Below are 15,154 nucleotides of genomic sequence, written 5' to 3'. Positions count from 1 at the left end.
GAACATCCCGGACGGAGTGTCCCGGGCGGCATTCCGGGCCGCGGAGCTACCGGTTTCAATCGGTGAGGCCGGCCAGGGCGGCCAGGAGCGCGTCGTGCCTGCTCTCACCGGAGCGCCGCTTCGTCATCGTCCAGCACAGGCCGCAGATGGACGAGAACTCACGGTCTGCCAGATCGCGGTATTGCGGGAGTCCCGTGAGAACGCCGGGACCGACGGCGCCGAGTGCGCGGAAGAAGTCGTCGTCGTGGAATTCCCGGACGGCCGCCTCGACTTCCGTTCCGTCGGCGGCGTCGCGGCGCAGGGCGGCCGGGCCCGCGCCCATGATCACGGATTCGTTGCAGCAGGCGGTGACCCGGCCGTCGTAGCGGACGACGGTGGCGTCCACGACGTCGCAGGGGCCGAAGTCGCGCCCGGGGGTGCGCTGTTGCCAGGCGTAGAGCGCGGCGCCCCTGCCGTGCGGCAGCCCGTGGGTGGGGATCAGTTCGGCCTGCCGGGACCAGTGGGGGCCGAGTGCCTCGGTGAGCGAGGCGCGGGTGGCGGCCAGGCTGTCGCCCTCGTCGACGCACTGCACGACGATCGGCACGGAGTGCCGTGCGACGACCCGCGCGGCGTTCACGAACCGTTCGGGGCCCTGGCCGTCGACGTGATGGGCGTCGGTGCTCAGATAGATCGCGGCGGTCAGCGGAAGCAGCCGATCGATCCACTCGGGGGCGCGCGGCGACGCCGCCCAGAAGCCGCTGGTGTAGATGACCACGCGCTTGCCCGCGTCGGCCAGGCGCCGCACGGCGAGCGTGAGGCCCCGCCGTTCGACGAACGGTTCGCCCCCGGAAATGCCCACCATGGTGAGTTCCGGCATCGCCGCGAGCCGGTCGACGAGCGATTCGAGGAGGACGAAGTCGGTGATGCGCGGGCTGTCGGGGCGCGAGTCCACCGAGCAGTGCGCGCAGCCCACGGGACAGCGGTCGGTGAGGAACAGCAGGACGGAGGCGCCGCGCCTGCGGCGGATGGCGCAGATCTCCTGGTGGGTGGAGGCGGTCATGGTGTGCTCCCCGCGGTCCACTGGCTGCCGACCCCCGCGGGTTCGGTCCCGGCGAGGCCGAGGGTGATCAGCTCGGCGTACTCGGTGATCCCGTACTGCTGGGCGAAGGAGACCGCACCGGCCTCGACGAGCAGTTCCTCGGTGCGTTCCTCCACGAGCCGCGTGGTGGGTTCGACGGACAGGCGGCGTACGGTCGCGGGCACGGCCGGGTCCTTGGAGAGCACCCAGCAGGTCTGGCAGTAGCCCGCGGTGCCGCAGCCGTCGCCGGAGCCGTGCCGTTCCATCAGGTACTCGGGCCCCGTGGCGCGGATCGCGCGGACCATCGGGCTGCCGATCGCGCGCTCCCTGATGGTGGACCAGTCGTCCTTGGCGATGTGGCCGAGGTAGAGATGGGCGGGCAGCGGAACCTTGCCGTCCATCACGTCCTGGTTCCCGCACGCGGTGACCTGTCCGTTGAAGCCGATGACCGGCCAGGCGGAGACGGCACAGGGTGCCGGTGCGATCGCGCCCTGCGGCAGCGGGGCTTGTTTCAGCCAGGCGTCCGCGCGGCCGTGCGGGCTGACCGGCGCCACCAGCATGGGGACCCGGTCGTCGAAGACCCTGCGGACCTCGGCGGTGAGATCGGCCAGATAGGGGTCGCCTGGGCCCGTTCCGGTGAGCTGGAGGCTGACGTGCTTGCCCTCGTCCATGAGTTCTTTCAGGACGCGGAAGACGGCCGCCCGCGGGACTTCCTCCTCGTGGAAGACGTCCAGGCTCGCGGAGAAGTGGTCCACCGCGTCGATGGCGCGCTTCACGGCGGGCGGAATGCGCCCGCCGTGCTGGGCGAAGTACAGGCCCGACAGGACATGGCTGCGGGCGCCGACCGCGCGGGAGAGCTCCGCGATGTCCTGGACGAGACGCGGCCTCAGGAGCGCCTCGCCGCCCGACATGAGGACGAATTCGGGCCGGTTCTCCGGGGTGAAGGTCTCGGCGAATCCCCGGAAGAGCTGCTCGGGGTACTCCTCGCTGTCGAGCATGGAACTGGTCGAGCAGTGCTTGCAGTGGAGGGGGCACCTGCGGGTGATCCCGAAGAACACCGCTGCCGCGGGTACCGGGCGATATCGCAAGATCTCCATGAGGTGCACCGGAATCCCCCTCCGTCGACACGTTCCGCAGCTTCCGTGCAGATCTGGTTCGAGTATGAAGTCCCGTACTTATGTTCGTCTTTGAAGTTGGTTGAGAACCGGTTCTACCGGTTCCCAACCACGTTTTCAGACGGACGGAAGTACCCCGTCGGGACGATTGCGCAGTGCGAGGGCCGCAGGCAGAGCGGTTGAAATCAGCGCCAATGCGGCGACTCCCGCGAGGATCAGCGAGTAGCCGACCGGAGGAATGCTGAAATCGGTGGAACCCGTCAACGCGCCGTTCGCCCCCGCGAGCCCCGTGACGGCGATGGCGGTGCCCGTCGCGGCCCCGATCAATACCGCGATGAGCGTCTCCAGATAGAGCATTCCCGTGATGTGCCGCGGCCCCGCCCCGAGAAGGCGCAACAGCGAGACCTCCTTGGCCCGTTCGGCCGTTCCCATGAGCAGGCCGTTGATCATCGAGACCGCGGTGAAGAGCACCAGGACCGAGAGGACGAGATAGGTGCCCGTGGTGTTCTGCGCCAGTGAGGTGCGCAGCCCGTGGGCGTACTCGTCGACGTCCGTCACCTCGACCGTCGGATGGTCCTTGACGAGCGCGGCCGCCGCCGCGCGCAGCCGGTCGCCCTGGCCGGGCGCGGCGCGCACGAGCACCGAGTCGTCGAGGTTCTCGTGCAGATGCGGGCCGAGATAGCGCTCGGAGAGCAGGATGTCGCCGAGGCCGAGCGGCCGGTCGAAGACGGCGCCCACGGTCAGCTTCACCTTGGTGCCGTCACCGAGCCAGGCGTCGAAGCGGTCACCGATGTCGAAGCCGCGCTGCTTGGCGTACGTACGGCTGACCGCCGCGGTGCCGTCGCGCTCCAGGCTCTTCAACGAGCCCTCGCGCAGGCCGAGATCCATCACCTTGCCCGCGGCCGCCGGGTCGAGCGCCTGCGCGCCGAGCACGTCGGGCGTGCCGAGGACGTCCGAGATCACCGTGGTGGAGCGGGTCGCCGCGACGGCCGCCGCCCCGTCGAGGCCGCGCGCCGCCTCGGCGACATCGGCCGGCAGGCCCGGCGAGTCCTGCGGCAGCAGCACGAGGTCGGCCTGCGTGCGCCGGTCGGTCTGCTCGGCGGTGATGCGGTTCATCGACCCGGTGACGAGCAGCACCGTGCAGGCCATCGCCACGGTGAGCATCAGGGCCGACGCCATGGAGGCCACCCGGCGTACCGAGAAACGGGAGTTGGCGTGGGCCAGCCAGCCCGTGACGCCGCCGATCGCCGAGACGAGGGCGCCGAGCGGCGGTTCGAGGATCCGGGCGAGCAGCGGCCCGAGCAGCGCCGCCGCCCCCATCAGGAGCAGCACGATCAGATACTGGAACGCCACCCCGACCTCGCCGCCGATGTGCTGCGTGGCGAAGAACAGCGCGATGCCGCCGCCCAGCGGGAACAGCGCGAGCACCACTCGTGTGACGGTCACGGGGCGGCGCGGCGACACCGCTTCCTGGAGCGCGTCGGCGGGCCTGATGCGGGAGATCCGCCCCGCCGCGGCGAGCGCCGCGAGCAGCGCGAGCAGCAGGGTCGCGCCGCCCGCGAGCAGGAACGGCAGGGGCCCGACGACGAGTTCGTACGCGTCGGGCGCCGTGCCCCGGTCGTGCAGCCGGTCCAGGATCACCGCGGAGAGCGGCACGGAGAGCAGGAAGCCCGGCAGCAGACCGGCGAGGGACGCCAGCAGGGTCTCCGCGGCGACCATCCGCCTGACCTGCCAGGACGTCGCGCCGACCGCCCGCAGCAGGGCGATCTCCTGGGTGCGCTGGAGCACGCCGAGCGCGATGGTGCCGCCGAGCACGAACACCGCGAGGAAGCCGCCGATGCCCGCCATCGGGCCGAACAGCAAGGTGGTGGAGGCGAGTTGCTCGGTGGTGCCGGGCGCCCCTGCCTTGGCGCGCGCGTCGCCGGTCAGGACGTCGAGATGCGGTACGTCCAGGGCCTCGCGCACCCGCTGTTCCACCGCGCCGACCGAACCGCCCTTGGTGAACACACCGGCGAAGGCGGCCTGACCGTCGGCCCCGGAGAGCCGTTCGGCGGTGGCCGACGTGAAGAACAGCGAGGACTGGTCGGGCAGTTCGGCCCTGCCGCCAGGACGGGCGATCCCCGAGACGCGGTACGTCGCCGCGCCGTCGGCGGTGACCACCCGCACCTTCCCGCCGACCTTGTGCCCGCCGCGCTGCGCCGTGCCCGCGTCGAGGACCACCTCGTCGGGCGCGGCCGGTGCCTTGCCCGACGCCAGGGTGAACGGGGTCAGGGCGGCCGCGTCCCACGCATGGCCCTCGGTCACGCCGTCGTCGGGCGCCGCCTGCGCGGTGCCGTCCGCGGCGATGGCCTGCGCGTAGAAGGGCGTGTCCGTCACCACCCGGTCCACACCCGGCACTTGGCGTACCTTCGCCACCTGCGCGGCGGACAGCCGGGGCGGCTGGTCCAGCGGATAGCTCTCGTTGTCGACGTTCTGCCCGGAGCCCGTGCGGATCACGACGTCCGGGTCCAGGCGGACCACCGCCGACGTGGCGCCGAACCGGTCGGCCTGCGGCACCGCCCGCAGCCCCGACTCGACCAGGATCCCGCAGGCGGCGATCAGCATCGCGGCCATCGCGGCGGCACAGAGCGCGCCGACGAAGCCGTACCGGTGCTGCCTGATGCCCGTGACCGCGAGCCTGAGCACCTCAGGACCCCAGCCGCGACATGCGCTCGGAGACCCGCTGGGCGCTGGGCCGTTCCATCGCGTCGACGATCACGCCGTCGGCGAGGAAGAGCACCTGGTCCGCGTACGACGCGGCCTGCGGGTCGTGCGTGACCATCACCAGGGTCTGCCCCGTGGTGTCGACGACCTCGCGCAGCAGCCGCAGCACGTCCTGCCCCGAGCTGAGGTCGAGCGCCCCGGTCGGCTCGTCCGCGAAGATCACCTCGGGCCGTGTGACCAGGGCGCGGGCCACCGCGACGCGCTGCTGCTGGCCGCCGGAGAGCTCGGCGGGCCGGTGCCGGAGCCGTTCGGTGAGCCCGGTCCGCGCGATCACGTCGCGCATCCAGTCGCGGTCCGGGCGCCGCCCCGCGAGCCGGAACGGCAGCAGGATGTTCTCCCGCGCGGTCAGCGAGGGCACCAGGTTGAAGGACTGGAAGACGAAGCCGATCCGCTCCCTGCGCAGGATGGTCAGCTTCCGCTCCCGCATCTTGCTGATGTCCGTCTCACCGAGGAACACCTCGCCGGACGTGGGTTTGTCGAGCCCGGCCGCGCACCGCAGCAGAGTGCTCTTGCCGGAACCGGAGGGGCCCATCACCGAAGTGAAGGACCCGGCCGGCAGCGCCACGGACACCGAACGCAGGGCCTGCACGGCGCCGTTGCCGCTGCCATAGGTCCGCGTCACGTTGTTCAGGCGCAGGGCGGAACGCGTCAGCGGCGCGGACCGGCGTGCCTCCTGATCGGGCAGGGTCATGGGGGTTTCCTCCGGATTGGGTACGGTCACGGGGTTCGGTCACGTAGCAGCCGCGAGGCCGGTATCAGCGCGGCGAGCAGGGTAAGGAGGACGGCACCCGCCCCGGCGCCGACGAGGAACAGGGGCGGCCCCGCGAGGTCCACGCCGCCGCTCAGCGCCACACTCGTCGCGGCCAGCACGACCGCGGCGACACCCCCGCCGAGCAGCAGCCCGCAGGCCGCCACCACCGAGCTCTCCCCGGCGACCAGCGCGAGCACGTCCCGGTGCGTCGCGCCCGCGAGACGGAGCACCGCGAACTCGCCGGTGCGCACCAGCGTCGCCATCACCAGGGTGTTCGCGAGGGCGAGCGCCGTGAACGCGGCGATCAGCGCGCTGAACACATACGCGGGCCACGTCTGAGACGCCGCGTCCTCGGTCCCCGCGGCCCGCACCGCGTCCCGGTCGGCGGCCTCCGCCATCGGCCAGGTCCGGGTGAGACCCGCCAACTCCTTGTCCATCGCGGCCTGTCCGGTGCCGGGGGAGCGCTTGACGTACACCGCGTCGAGCAGCGGGTCGGGTGTGTGGGCGCGCAGCACCCGGCTGGGCAGGATCAGGTCGGCGAAGCCGAGCGAGCGGTCGTAGCGGGCCCCGATCCGCAGCGTCGTGCGTGTGCCGTCGGGCAGCCGCAGGCGGACCCGGTCGCCCACCCGCCAGCCGTACTCCTTGGCCTGCTCCTGGCTCACCGCGACGGCGGTCCCGGCAAGCAGGCCCTTCAGACCGCCCTCGCGCACATGCAGGTCGAGGGCGTCCGGCAGCTTCGGATCGGCCGCGAGCGCACGGGCGTTGACGCTCTCCGCCTCGTCCGTGCGCACCGAGATCCGCACCCAGGCGCTGCTGGTCGCCGACACCGCGGCGACACCGGGCAGCCGGGCGGCGTCCTCGGCCACGGCGGGCGGCAGGCCCGTCGCGTCGCCCGGCACCAGGACGTGGTCGGCGACGAGCCGCTCGGCGGCCCACTCCTTCGACGTGGACTGCTGCGACGTCTGCATGAACAGCGCCGACACCGGAAAGCCGATCATCAGGATCAGCGGTACGGCGGCGGCCGCGACCCGGCGCGGTGCCGTCGCGCTGTTGGCGAGCGCGAGCCGCCCCGTGCGGCGGAACAGCACGCGCAGCAGCGAGCCCGCGAGCGGCACCAGCGGGCGCACCAGGGCGGGCCCGAGGACGGCCGTCGCGATCAGCAGCGTGAGCACGCCCCCGAAGGCGAGCCCCGCCCCCTGCACCCCGCCCATCGCGATGCCGAAGAACAGGAAGCACCCGGTGAACAGGAGGAACGCGAAACCCGTCAGGGTCCGCGACAACGGCAGGCCCCGATCGGCGAGGTCGGCCTCGCGCAGCGCCTCCTCGGGGCGCACCCGGGCCGCACGGCGCGCCGCGGAGACCACCGCGAGCCGGGTGATGAGGACGCCGACCGCCGCGGCACCGGCCAGCGGCAGCCAGTGGACCCGCACCGTCAGTTCCTCCGGCGCGATGCCGAGCCCGACCAGGCCGCGGGCCAGCGGCTTCGCGAGGATTGCGCCCAGCGGCACGGCGACGGCCGCCCCGATCACCGCGACGAACAGCGTCTCCCAGCCCAGCATCCGCTTCACCTGCCGGGGCGTCGCCCCGATCACCCGGAGCAGCGCGATCTCCCGGTGCCGCTGGAGCACGGCGAAGGCGAAGCCGCTCGCCATCACGAACAGCGCCACGAAGACCGCGAGGGACCCCATGCTCACCACGAACACCAGCGTGTCCAGGAACAGCACATCACTGGCGGAGATCTCCGCGCGCGCCGTGTCGGTGAGCACCTCCACGCCGGGCCCGCGGCCCACCGCGTCCCTGACACGCGAAGCCACCGCCTCCAAGTCCTCCCCGGGGGCGGTGGTCACGGCGACGGCATGCACGTCACCGCCCGGCGGCGCGAGGTGCGCGGCCGTGGCGGCGGTGAAGAACAAGGCGACCTGATCCTTCGTCAGACCGGTGTCGCGCGGGGCCGCGATGCCGCTCACGCGGTACGTCCCGTGCCCCTCCACGCCCGTGAACACCTGTACCCGGTCGCCGACATGGATCCGGCCACGCGCGGCGGCCGGGGCGTCGACCACCACGTCCCGCGAGTCCTTCGGGGCCGACCCTTCCCGCAGCTCGTACGGGGTGAGCCGGGCGCTCTGCCACGCGTGCCCGAGTGAACGCTCGCCGAACTCGGGGGTGACCGGACGTCCGTTCTCCGCCACGACCTGCGCGGAGAACGCCAGGTCGGGCACGGCCTCCCGGACACCCGCCACCTTCTCGATACGGTCCACGAGCCCGCCGGAGACCGGCGGCCGTGGCACCAGGGGCGCCTCCACGTCACCGAAGCCGGGGGAGTGGTCCTTGCCGTCCAGGCCCTCGTCCCTGTCGCCCGTCACGACGAGGGACGCGGCGTCGAAGCGGTTCGCCTCGCCCTCGCCGCGCAGCGCCGAGTCCAGGAGCACGCCCGACGCGGTCAGCAGCACCAGGGCCAGCGTCACCGCGGCGAGGGAGCCCGCGAACAGTGCACGTCGCGTGCGCAGGGTCTGGAACGCCAGCCTCAGCACGAAGGCCTCCTCATCACGTGCCAAGGATCACGTGGCGCCCTGTCCAAAACCTGTCCGCGCGATGTCCTGGCAGCGCGGACGGGGGTCGGCCTGTCCTGAGAACCGGTGGCAGGCCGCCCCGCAGCGTGGTCCGATGGCGGTCATGGAGTTCGAATTACTGGGAGAGCTGGTGGTACGGGACGACTCCGGTCGCCTCGTGCCGATCCCCGGTGCGCTCCAACGGGCGCTCCTCGCCTTCCTGTTGCTGCACGCGCCGTCCGCGGTCAGCGGCGGCAGGATCCTCAGCGAGCTGTGGACGGGCGCCCGCGCCAAGGACCCCACGGCCGCCCTGCACACCGCCGTCGCCAAGCTGCGCCGCGCCCTGCACCCGCACGCCCCCGGCCTCATCCGCACCGGACCCGCCGGCTACCGCCTCGACCTTGCGGGGCACTCCTTCGACGTACGCGACTTCGAGGCCGAACTCGCCGCGGCGCGCGGCCGCGGCGCACCCGACCGGCGGGCCGCCGCCCTGCGCGAGCTGCTGCGCAAGAACCCCGGGCCAGCGCTCGGCGGGCTGCCCGCGCTGCCGTTCGTGCAGCAGGAGCGGGACAGGATCGAGGCGCTGCGGCTGACCGCCCTGGAACACCGGGCCGCCGCCGAACTGGACGTGGTCGCACACGGGATCGCGCTCGACGCGGACGCCGGCATCGACGCCGACGCGCCCGCCCTCGTCGAGGAGTTGCGGGCCGCGGTGCACGAGGACCCCGACCGGGAGCGCCTGCGCGCCCTGCTCATCCAGTCCCTGCACGCCTGCGGACGCCAGGCCGAGGCCCTTGAGGTGTACCGCGTCGCGCGCGCCGACCTCCGCGAACGCCTCGGCATCGAGCCGGGCCCCGAACTGCGCGCCGCACAACGGGCGGTGCTCGTCGCGGCGCCCGCGCGCAGCACGGCGGCGCCCACGGCCACGCCCGCCGAGCAGCACGCGCCCCACGACCACCGCGCGCCCCACGACCACCGCGCGGCGCCCGAGTCCGCCGCGGACCCCTACTTCATAGGGCGCGGCGAAGAACTGCGGGAACTGCGCCGCCAGTTGAGGAACCCCGGCCTGGTGACCGTCGTCGGCGCCGCGGGCCTCGGCAAGACCCGGCTCGCCCTCGCCGTCGCGGCCCGCGAGGAACAGCCCGGCGCCGAGGTGTGGCGCGTCGACCTGGTGCCGTGCGCGCCCGGCGGAGTCACGGCCGCCGTCGCCGACGCCATGGACGTCGCCGCGGGCGGGCTCGGACCACGGGCGGCACGCCAGCGGATCCGCGCCGTGGCCGACCGCTGCGCACACCCCCTGATCGTCCTCGACAACTGCGAGCACGTCCTGGGCGACGCCGGTGAGGTGGCCGCCGAACTCCTCGCGGGCTGCCCGGGCCTGCGCATCCTCGCCACCAGCAGGGAGTGCCTCGGCGTCGCGGGCGAAACCCCCTACGCGCTGCGGCCCATGACCGGCGACGACGCCGCGCGGCTCTTCCGCACCCGGCTTCGCCGCCTCTCCCCGGAGGCCGCGGAGGCCGCGCTCGACCACGAGATCGGCGAGGTCTGCGAGGCCGTGGACCGGATGCCGCTGGGCATCGAACTCGTCGCGGCCAAGGCGGCGACCGCCCCCCTCGACGGCATCGTCGGCCAACTCCGCGCCCGGCGCGGCGTGCTGGACACCCGCCTGTGGTCGGCCGACGCCCGGCACGGCACCCTGCGCGCCGCCGTCGACTGGAGCTACCAGCTCCTCGCCCCCGACGAGCAGGCGGTCGTCCGCGCGGTGTCCGTCTTCACCACCGGCTTCACCCCCGAGGCGGCCGAGGCCGTCGCGGGCCCCGCGGCGCCCGCCACCCTCGCCCGCCTCGCCGCCAAGTCCCTGCTGGTCTTCGTCCCCTCCGCGGACCGCCCCACCTACCGGATGCTGGTCTCGGTGCGCCAGTACGCCCGCGCGTCGCTGGCCGAGCACGGCGAGGAACCCACGGTCCTGCGCCGGCACGCGCACTGGGTCGCCACCCTCGCCGAACGCACCGCGCGCCGCATGCGCACCGGCCAATTCCGGGAGGCGTACGCGGAGATGAGCGCGGCCGCGCCGGAAGTGACCGCCTGCCTCGACTGGCTGCAGGGCGGCGACGGCACCGACGAGGCCGACGCGCTCCTCGCGTCCCGCATCGCCACCCGCCTCGCCCTGCACTGGACCGCCGCGGGCCACCAGGCCGAGGGCCGCGAGCGGCTCGCCCGCGCCCTGAAGGTCACCACGGCCGCCGCGCCCTGGTACGCCGAGGCGCTCGCCTGGTGCGGCTGGCTCGGCGTCAACATCCGCGAGGACCGCGGCGACGAGGAACTCCTGCGCCGCGCGCTGCCCGCGGCCGAGGAGGCGGGCGACGACTCCGTCGTCGCCTTCGTCGGAGCGCTCGCCCTGACCGTGCACGTACGCCAGGAACGCCTTGCGGAGGCCCGCGCGGTGGCCGCCCGCACCGAGGGCGCCCTCGACGCCTACCGGCACGGCTGGGAGACCGGCATCTGGCAGCTGTTCCACAGCGAACTGCTCGTCGCCGAGGACCGCGGCCGCCAGGCGCTGACCGCCGCCGTCACCGCCCGCGAACTCCTCTCGGGCACCGACCCGCACTCCGCCGCCACCGCGCTGATCATGACCGGCATGGCACAGGAGCGGGTCGGCGACCGCGCCGCGGCCCTGCGCTCCTGGCAGGGCGCCCACCAGGAACTCCTCCTCATCGGCTCCGAGCACGAGGCCGCCTGGGTCAAGGCACTGCTCGGCTACACGGCCGCGGGGGACGGCGACCCGGCCCGTGCGGAGTCCTTCGCGCGGGGCATGGAGGCATACGCCGAGGAGACCGGCGAGCCGTATCTGCGCGCCAAGACGGCGACCCTCCGCGCCCTCGTCGCGGCCGCCCGCGGCGACACGGACACCGCGGAACGCCTGCACCTGACCGCCGTCTCCGCCTACCAGGAAGGCCACCGCCCCGAGTGCGCCGCCCATGAACTGGCCATGCTGGGCCACCTGGCGGCCCAACGGGGCGACCCGGTCCTGGCCCGCATCCGCTGGGAACACGCGCTGCGGGCGGCGCGGCTGTCCGGGCGCGCCCATGCGGAGATCTTGCCGTTGCGGGGGCTGACGGGGGTGACGGGGGTGACGGGGCTCGTGGGGCCGGGGACTCCGGTGGCGGGGGAGGGCGTACCGCCCGCGGCGATCGATTCATCCGCCCCGTCCGCTGCCGCCGCCCCGTCCGCCCCCGCCGCCCCGTCGGACCCCTCCGACCCCACCGCCACCCACCACCTCCGCGCCCGCCTCGACGAAGTACTGCGCGTCGCCTCCCCGCCGCGCAGCACCGAGTGCCCCTTCCACCTCGCGGTGCCCGCGGCCGACGGATCGTACGCCTTGACGCCCCGGCATTGCAGGAGTGACTGATGCATCAGTCAGAAGCGCAATCCCAGCTCTTCCTGTGAACTGAACACCTCCATGTTGTGCTCATCGCAACGCATGGGTACGGTGGCTCACCATGCAGTCAGACCAGCGGGACGACGTGGCCGAGCGGGTGCGGAAAGTCATCACCGACGAGGGCGTGACCCAGCGCGAATTCGCGCGCCGGATCGTCATGGACCCCTCCAAGCTGTCCCGCTCGCTGGGCGGCACGCGCAGGTTCACCGCGGCCGAGCTGGCCCGCATCGCCGCCACCGGCGGAGTCGACGCGGGCTGGCTCCTCGGCACGGGGCCCGCGGCGGCCCCGGCCCGGCGGGGGCGAGCGGCAGGCGCGACCGTCGAGGGCGGCCGCCCGCTGCAGATCATCCGCGAGACCGTCCGCCTCATCGCCGAGCACGGCTTCCACGCCGTCCGCGTCCAGGACATCGCGGCGGCCTGCGACACCAGCACCGCCGCCATCCACTACCACTTCCCCGGCCGCGACGACCTGCTCGAAGCGGCCGTGCGCTGGTGCATGGACGAGGACACCGCCCGGCGCGCGGCCCGGGTCGCCGACGCCGCGGACGCGGCCGACGAGCTGCGTCAGCTCATCGAGCTGCAGATCCCGCGCACCCCGCAGCAGCGCTGGCAGTGGAGCGTCTGGCTCGACCTGTGGGCGGAGGCCGCCCGCTCCACCGCCGTGGGCCGCCTGCACGCCGACTACTACCGGCAGTGGCGCACCACCGTCGCCGACGTCATCCGGCGCGGTGTCGCCGAGGGCGTCTTCCGCCTCGCCGACCCGGCGGCCGCCGCGCTGCGTCTGACCGCGCTGATCGACGGCCTCGCCACCCAGGTCCTCGCCGCGGCCCCGGACAGCCCGGGCGCGGGCCCCGACGACATGCACGAGGCGCTCATCGCGTACGTCGACGCGACGCTGACCGCGCACTGACTTCTCGTACGACCGCCCCCTGTACGCAACACCCCACCCCCGAGGGAGAGTTCCGCATGCCCGTGAACGACAACGTCATCATCACCGCCGCCCTGACCGGCGCGGGCGACACCGTGCGCAAGAGCCCGCACGTGCCCGTCACGCCCGAGCAGATAGCCACGTCCGCGGTGGAGGCCGCCGACGCGGGCGCCGCCGTCGTGCACATCCACGTCCGCGACCCCGGGACCGGCGACCCCTCCCGCGACCCGCGCCTGTACCGCGAGGTCGTCGAGCGCATCAAGGAGACCGGCACCGACGTCGTCATCAACCTCACGGCGGGCATGGGCGGCGACCTCGTCATCGACCCCGTCCAGCCGCTGAAGGACCTCGGCGAGCTGCCCGGCACCGACCTCGTCGGCGGCCTCGACCGCCTCCCGCACGTCGAGGACCTGCTCCCCGACATCTGCACCCTCGACTGCGGCTCGCTCAACTTCGGCGACAACCTCTACATCTCCACGCCCGACATGCTCCGCCAGGGCGCCAAGCGCATCCAGGAGCTGGGCGTACGGCCCGAGTTGGAGATCTTCGACACCGGCCAGCTGTGGTTCGCCAAGCAGCTGCTCGCCGAGGGACTCCTGGACAACCCCACCGTCTTCCAGCTGTGCATGGGCATCCCGTGGGGCGCGCCCGCCGACCCCGGCGTCCTCCAGTCCATGGTCAACATGCTCCCCGACGGCGCCCAGTGGGCCAGCTTCGCGCTCGGCCGCATGCAGATGCCGTGGGTCGCCCAGTCCATCCTGCTCGGCGGGCAGGTCCGCGTCGGCCTTGAGGACAACCTCTACCTCGGCAAGGGCAACAAGGTGACGAACGCGCAGCTCGTCGAGCGCGCCGTCCAGATCACGGAGAACCTCGGGTCGCGTGTCGCCACGCCGGACGAGGCCCGCCAGAAGCTGGGCCTGCGGCCGCGTTCTTAGCGCTCCGCCCGGACCGGCCCTTTGGCTGCGGGCCTGTTGTGGCTGGTCGCGCCCCGCGGCGGAGCCGCTCATGTCAACAGCCCCACGCCCCTTACGGGGCACCCCCCCCGCAGCATGGAGAGGAACCCCACCATCATGACCACCACCACTCCCGAAGAAGTCCGCCGCGTCGCCTGTATAGGTGCCGGAGTCATCGGCGGCGGCTGGGTCGCGCACTTCCTGGCGCGCGGCTATGACGTCACCGCCTGGGACCCCGCGCCCGGCGCCGAGCAGAAGCTGCGCCGCCTCGTCGAGGCGGCCTGGCCCGCGCTGACCCAGCTCGGCCTGGCCGACGGTGCGTCGCAGGACCGGCTCACGGTCACCGCGACCCTCGAAGAGGCCGTCGCCGACGCCCAGTTCGTGCAGGAGAGCGCCCCGGAGAAGCTGGAGCTCAAGCGCGATCTGCTCGCGCGGCTGGACGCAGCGACGCCCGCCGGGGTCGTCATCGCCTCCTCGACCTCCGGCTACCCGATGACCGACATGCAGACGACGGCGGCCACCCCCGGACGCCTCGTCGTCGGGCACCCGTTCAACCCGCCGTACCTCATCCCCCTCGTCGAGGTCGTCGGCGGCGAGCGCACCGACGCCGAAGCGGTCGCCTGGGCGTCCCGCTTCTACGAGGTCGCGGGCAAGTCCGTGATCACCATGAAGAGCGAGGTCCCCGGCTTCATCGCCAACCGCCTCCAGGAAGCCCTGTGGCGCGAGGCCCTGCACATGGTCGCCAACGGCGAGGCCACCGTCCAGGAGATCGACGACTCCATCACCGAAGGCCCCGGCCTGCGCTGGGCGTTCATGGGCCCCATGCTCACCTTCGCGCTCGCGGGCGGCGAGGGCGGCATGGCCCACATGCTCGACCACTTCGGCCCCTCCTTGAAGTCGCCGTGGACGCGCCTCGAAGCCCCCGAACTCGACAAGAAGCTGTACGACGCGGTGGTCGCGGGCTGCGACGAGGAGGCGAACGGCCGCACCATCGCCGACCTCGTCGCCGAACGCGACCAGGGCGTCATCGACGTCCTGCGCGCGACGGGCCGGCTCCCCGGAGGCACCAAGTGACCGAGCCCCTGCCGCTGCTCCGCCAGCAGGTCCGCCCCGAGTGGATCGACTACAACGGCCATATGAGCGAGGCCTTCTACGTCCTCGTCTTCGGCTACGCCACCGACGCCATGATGATCGAAACGGGCCTGCACGCCGCCTACCGCGCCTCCACCGGCTGCTCCCTCTACACGGTCGAGGCCCACATCCGCTACCTCGACGACGTCCCCGAAGGCACCCACCTGGCCGTCCGCACCCGCCTGCTGGGCACGGACACCAAGAAGGCACGCTTCACGCACGAGATGTACGCCATCGACGCCCCCGGCGCCGACCCCGCCCCGGACGCCACCCCCGTCGCGACCACAGAACTCCTCGCCCTCCACGTCGACCAGAACGCAGGCCGCACCACCCCGTTCCCCACCGAGATCCGCACCCGCCTCACCGCCCTGACAGAGGAACCCCCGCCCTGGGCGGGCCGCTCGATCGCGGAGGTGCCCCGGTCGGCCTAGGGACGCGGGCGGCGCTGTCGGCCCTCGGACACCGGCT

At 73.3% G+C, this 15,154-nt stretch carries 10 protein-coding genes; 5 read left to right on the top strand and 5 right to left on the bottom strand.

The genetic code is table 11. The features are described 5' to 3' along the window. Positions 1–55: 55 nt before the first annotated feature. From ACFWZ2_RS01040 to ACFWZ2_RS01020, 5 genes are all read right to left on the bottom strand, one after another. Entirely contained in the window at positions 56–1,039 is a 984-nt protein-coding gene (locus ACFWZ2_RS01040) for a radical SAM protein (RefSeq protein WP_384539839.1), read from the bottom strand. After that, positions 1,036–2,154, bottom strand: a complete 1,119-nt coding sequence (locus tag ACFWZ2_RS01035; protein WP_384539836.1) for a radical SAM protein — start codon at positions 2,152–2,154, stop codon at positions 1,036–1,038. Before ACFWZ2_RS01035 ends, ACFWZ2_RS01040 begins: the two co-directional genes overlap by 4 nt. Before the next feature lie 135 nt (positions 2,155–2,289). Beyond that, positions 2,290–4,857 (bottom strand): ABC transporter permease, encoded by a 2,568-nt coding sequence (locus ACFWZ2_RS01030; protein ID WP_384539833.1) that lies wholly within the window; start codon positions 4,855–4,857, stop codon positions 2,290–2,292. Between the two features lies 1 nt (position 4,858). Then, positions 4,859–5,626 carry an ABC transporter ATP-binding protein gene (locus tag ACFWZ2_RS01025; RefSeq protein ID WP_384539830.1) on the bottom strand — a complete coding sequence of 256 codons (768 nt, stop codon included), beginning with the start codon at positions 5,624–5,626 and terminating at the stop codon, positions 4,859–4,861. Between the two features lie 26 nt (positions 5,627–5,652). After that, complete coding sequence (locus tag ACFWZ2_RS01020; protein WP_384539827.1) at positions 5,653–8,217, bottom strand: ABC transporter permease; 2,565 nt, start codon at positions 8,215–8,217, stop codon at positions 5,653–5,655. A 142-nt stretch (positions 8,218–8,359) separates the two neighbouring features. Here ACFWZ2_RS01020 and ACFWZ2_RS01015 point away from each other — a divergent pair, with 142 nt between their 5' ends. The 5 genes from ACFWZ2_RS01015 to ACFWZ2_RS00995 all read left to right on the top strand — a co-directional run bounded on the left by ACFWZ2_RS01015 (position 8,360) and on the right by ACFWZ2_RS00995 (position 15,117). After that, a complete protein-coding gene (locus tag ACFWZ2_RS01015; RefSeq protein WP_384539824.1) occupies positions 8,360–11,644 on the top strand; it encodes a BTAD domain-containing putative transcriptional regulator in 3,285 nt (1,094 codons plus the stop codon). Between the two features lie 91 nt (positions 11,645–11,735). Further along, complete coding sequence (locus ACFWZ2_RS01010) at positions 11,736–12,584, top strand: TetR family transcriptional regulator C-terminal domain-containing protein (protein WP_384539821.1); 849 nt, start codon at positions 11,736–11,738, stop codon at positions 12,582–12,584. Positions 12,585–12,640: 56 nt separating this feature from the next. Then, positions 12,641–13,537: a 3-keto-5-aminohexanoate cleavage protein gene (locus ACFWZ2_RS01005; protein WP_384539818.1), complete on the top strand. Its 897-nt coding sequence runs from the start codon at positions 12,641–12,643 to the stop codon at positions 13,535–13,537. Between the two features lie 135 nt (positions 13,538–13,672). Next, a complete protein-coding gene (locus ACFWZ2_RS01000; RefSeq protein ID WP_384539815.1) occupies positions 13,673–14,629 on the top strand; it encodes a 3-hydroxyacyl-CoA dehydrogenase NAD-binding domain-containing protein in 957 nt (318 codons plus the stop codon). Next, positions 14,626–15,117, top strand: a complete 492-nt coding sequence (locus tag ACFWZ2_RS00995) for a thioesterase family protein (protein WP_384539812.1) — start codon at positions 14,626–14,628, stop codon at positions 15,115–15,117. Before ACFWZ2_RS01000 ends, ACFWZ2_RS00995 begins: the two co-directional genes overlap by 4 nt. Positions 15,118–15,154 lie beyond the last annotated feature (37 nt).

The organism is Streptomyces sp. NPDC059002, assembly GCF_042740435.1.
Classification (GTDB): Bacteria; Actinomycetota; Actinomycetes; order Streptomycetales; family Streptomycetaceae; genus Streptomyces.
This window is presented reverse-complemented; position numbering and strand designations above follow the sequence as displayed.

Coding starts and splice junctions, on each gene's coding strand:
- ACFWZ2_RS01040 (WP_384539839.1), bottom strand. CDS start 1,039: ATGACCGCCTCCACCCACCAGGAGATCTGCGCCATCCGCCGCAGGCGC.
- ACFWZ2_RS01035 (WP_384539836.1), bottom strand. CDS start 2,154: ATGGAGATCTTGCGATATCGCCCGGTACCCGCGGCAGCGGTGTTCTTC.
- ACFWZ2_RS01025 (WP_384539830.1), bottom strand. CDS start 5,626: ATGACCCTGCCCGATCAGGAGGCACGCCGGTCCGCGCCGCTGACGCGT.
- ACFWZ2_RS01015 (WP_384539824.1), top strand. CDS start 8,360: ATGGAGTTCGAATTACTGGGAGAGCTGGTGGTACGGGACGACTCCGGT.
- ACFWZ2_RS01010 (WP_384539821.1), top strand. CDS start 11,736: ATGCAGTCAGACCAGCGGGACGACGTGGCCGAGCGGGTGCGGAAAGTC.
- ACFWZ2_RS01005 (WP_384539818.1), top strand. CDS start 12,641: ATGCCCGTGAACGACAACGTCATCATCACCGCCGCCCTGACCGGCGCG.
- ACFWZ2_RS01000 (WP_384539815.1), top strand. CDS start 13,673: ATGACCACCACCACTCCCGAAGAAGTCCGCCGCGTCGCCTGTATAGGT.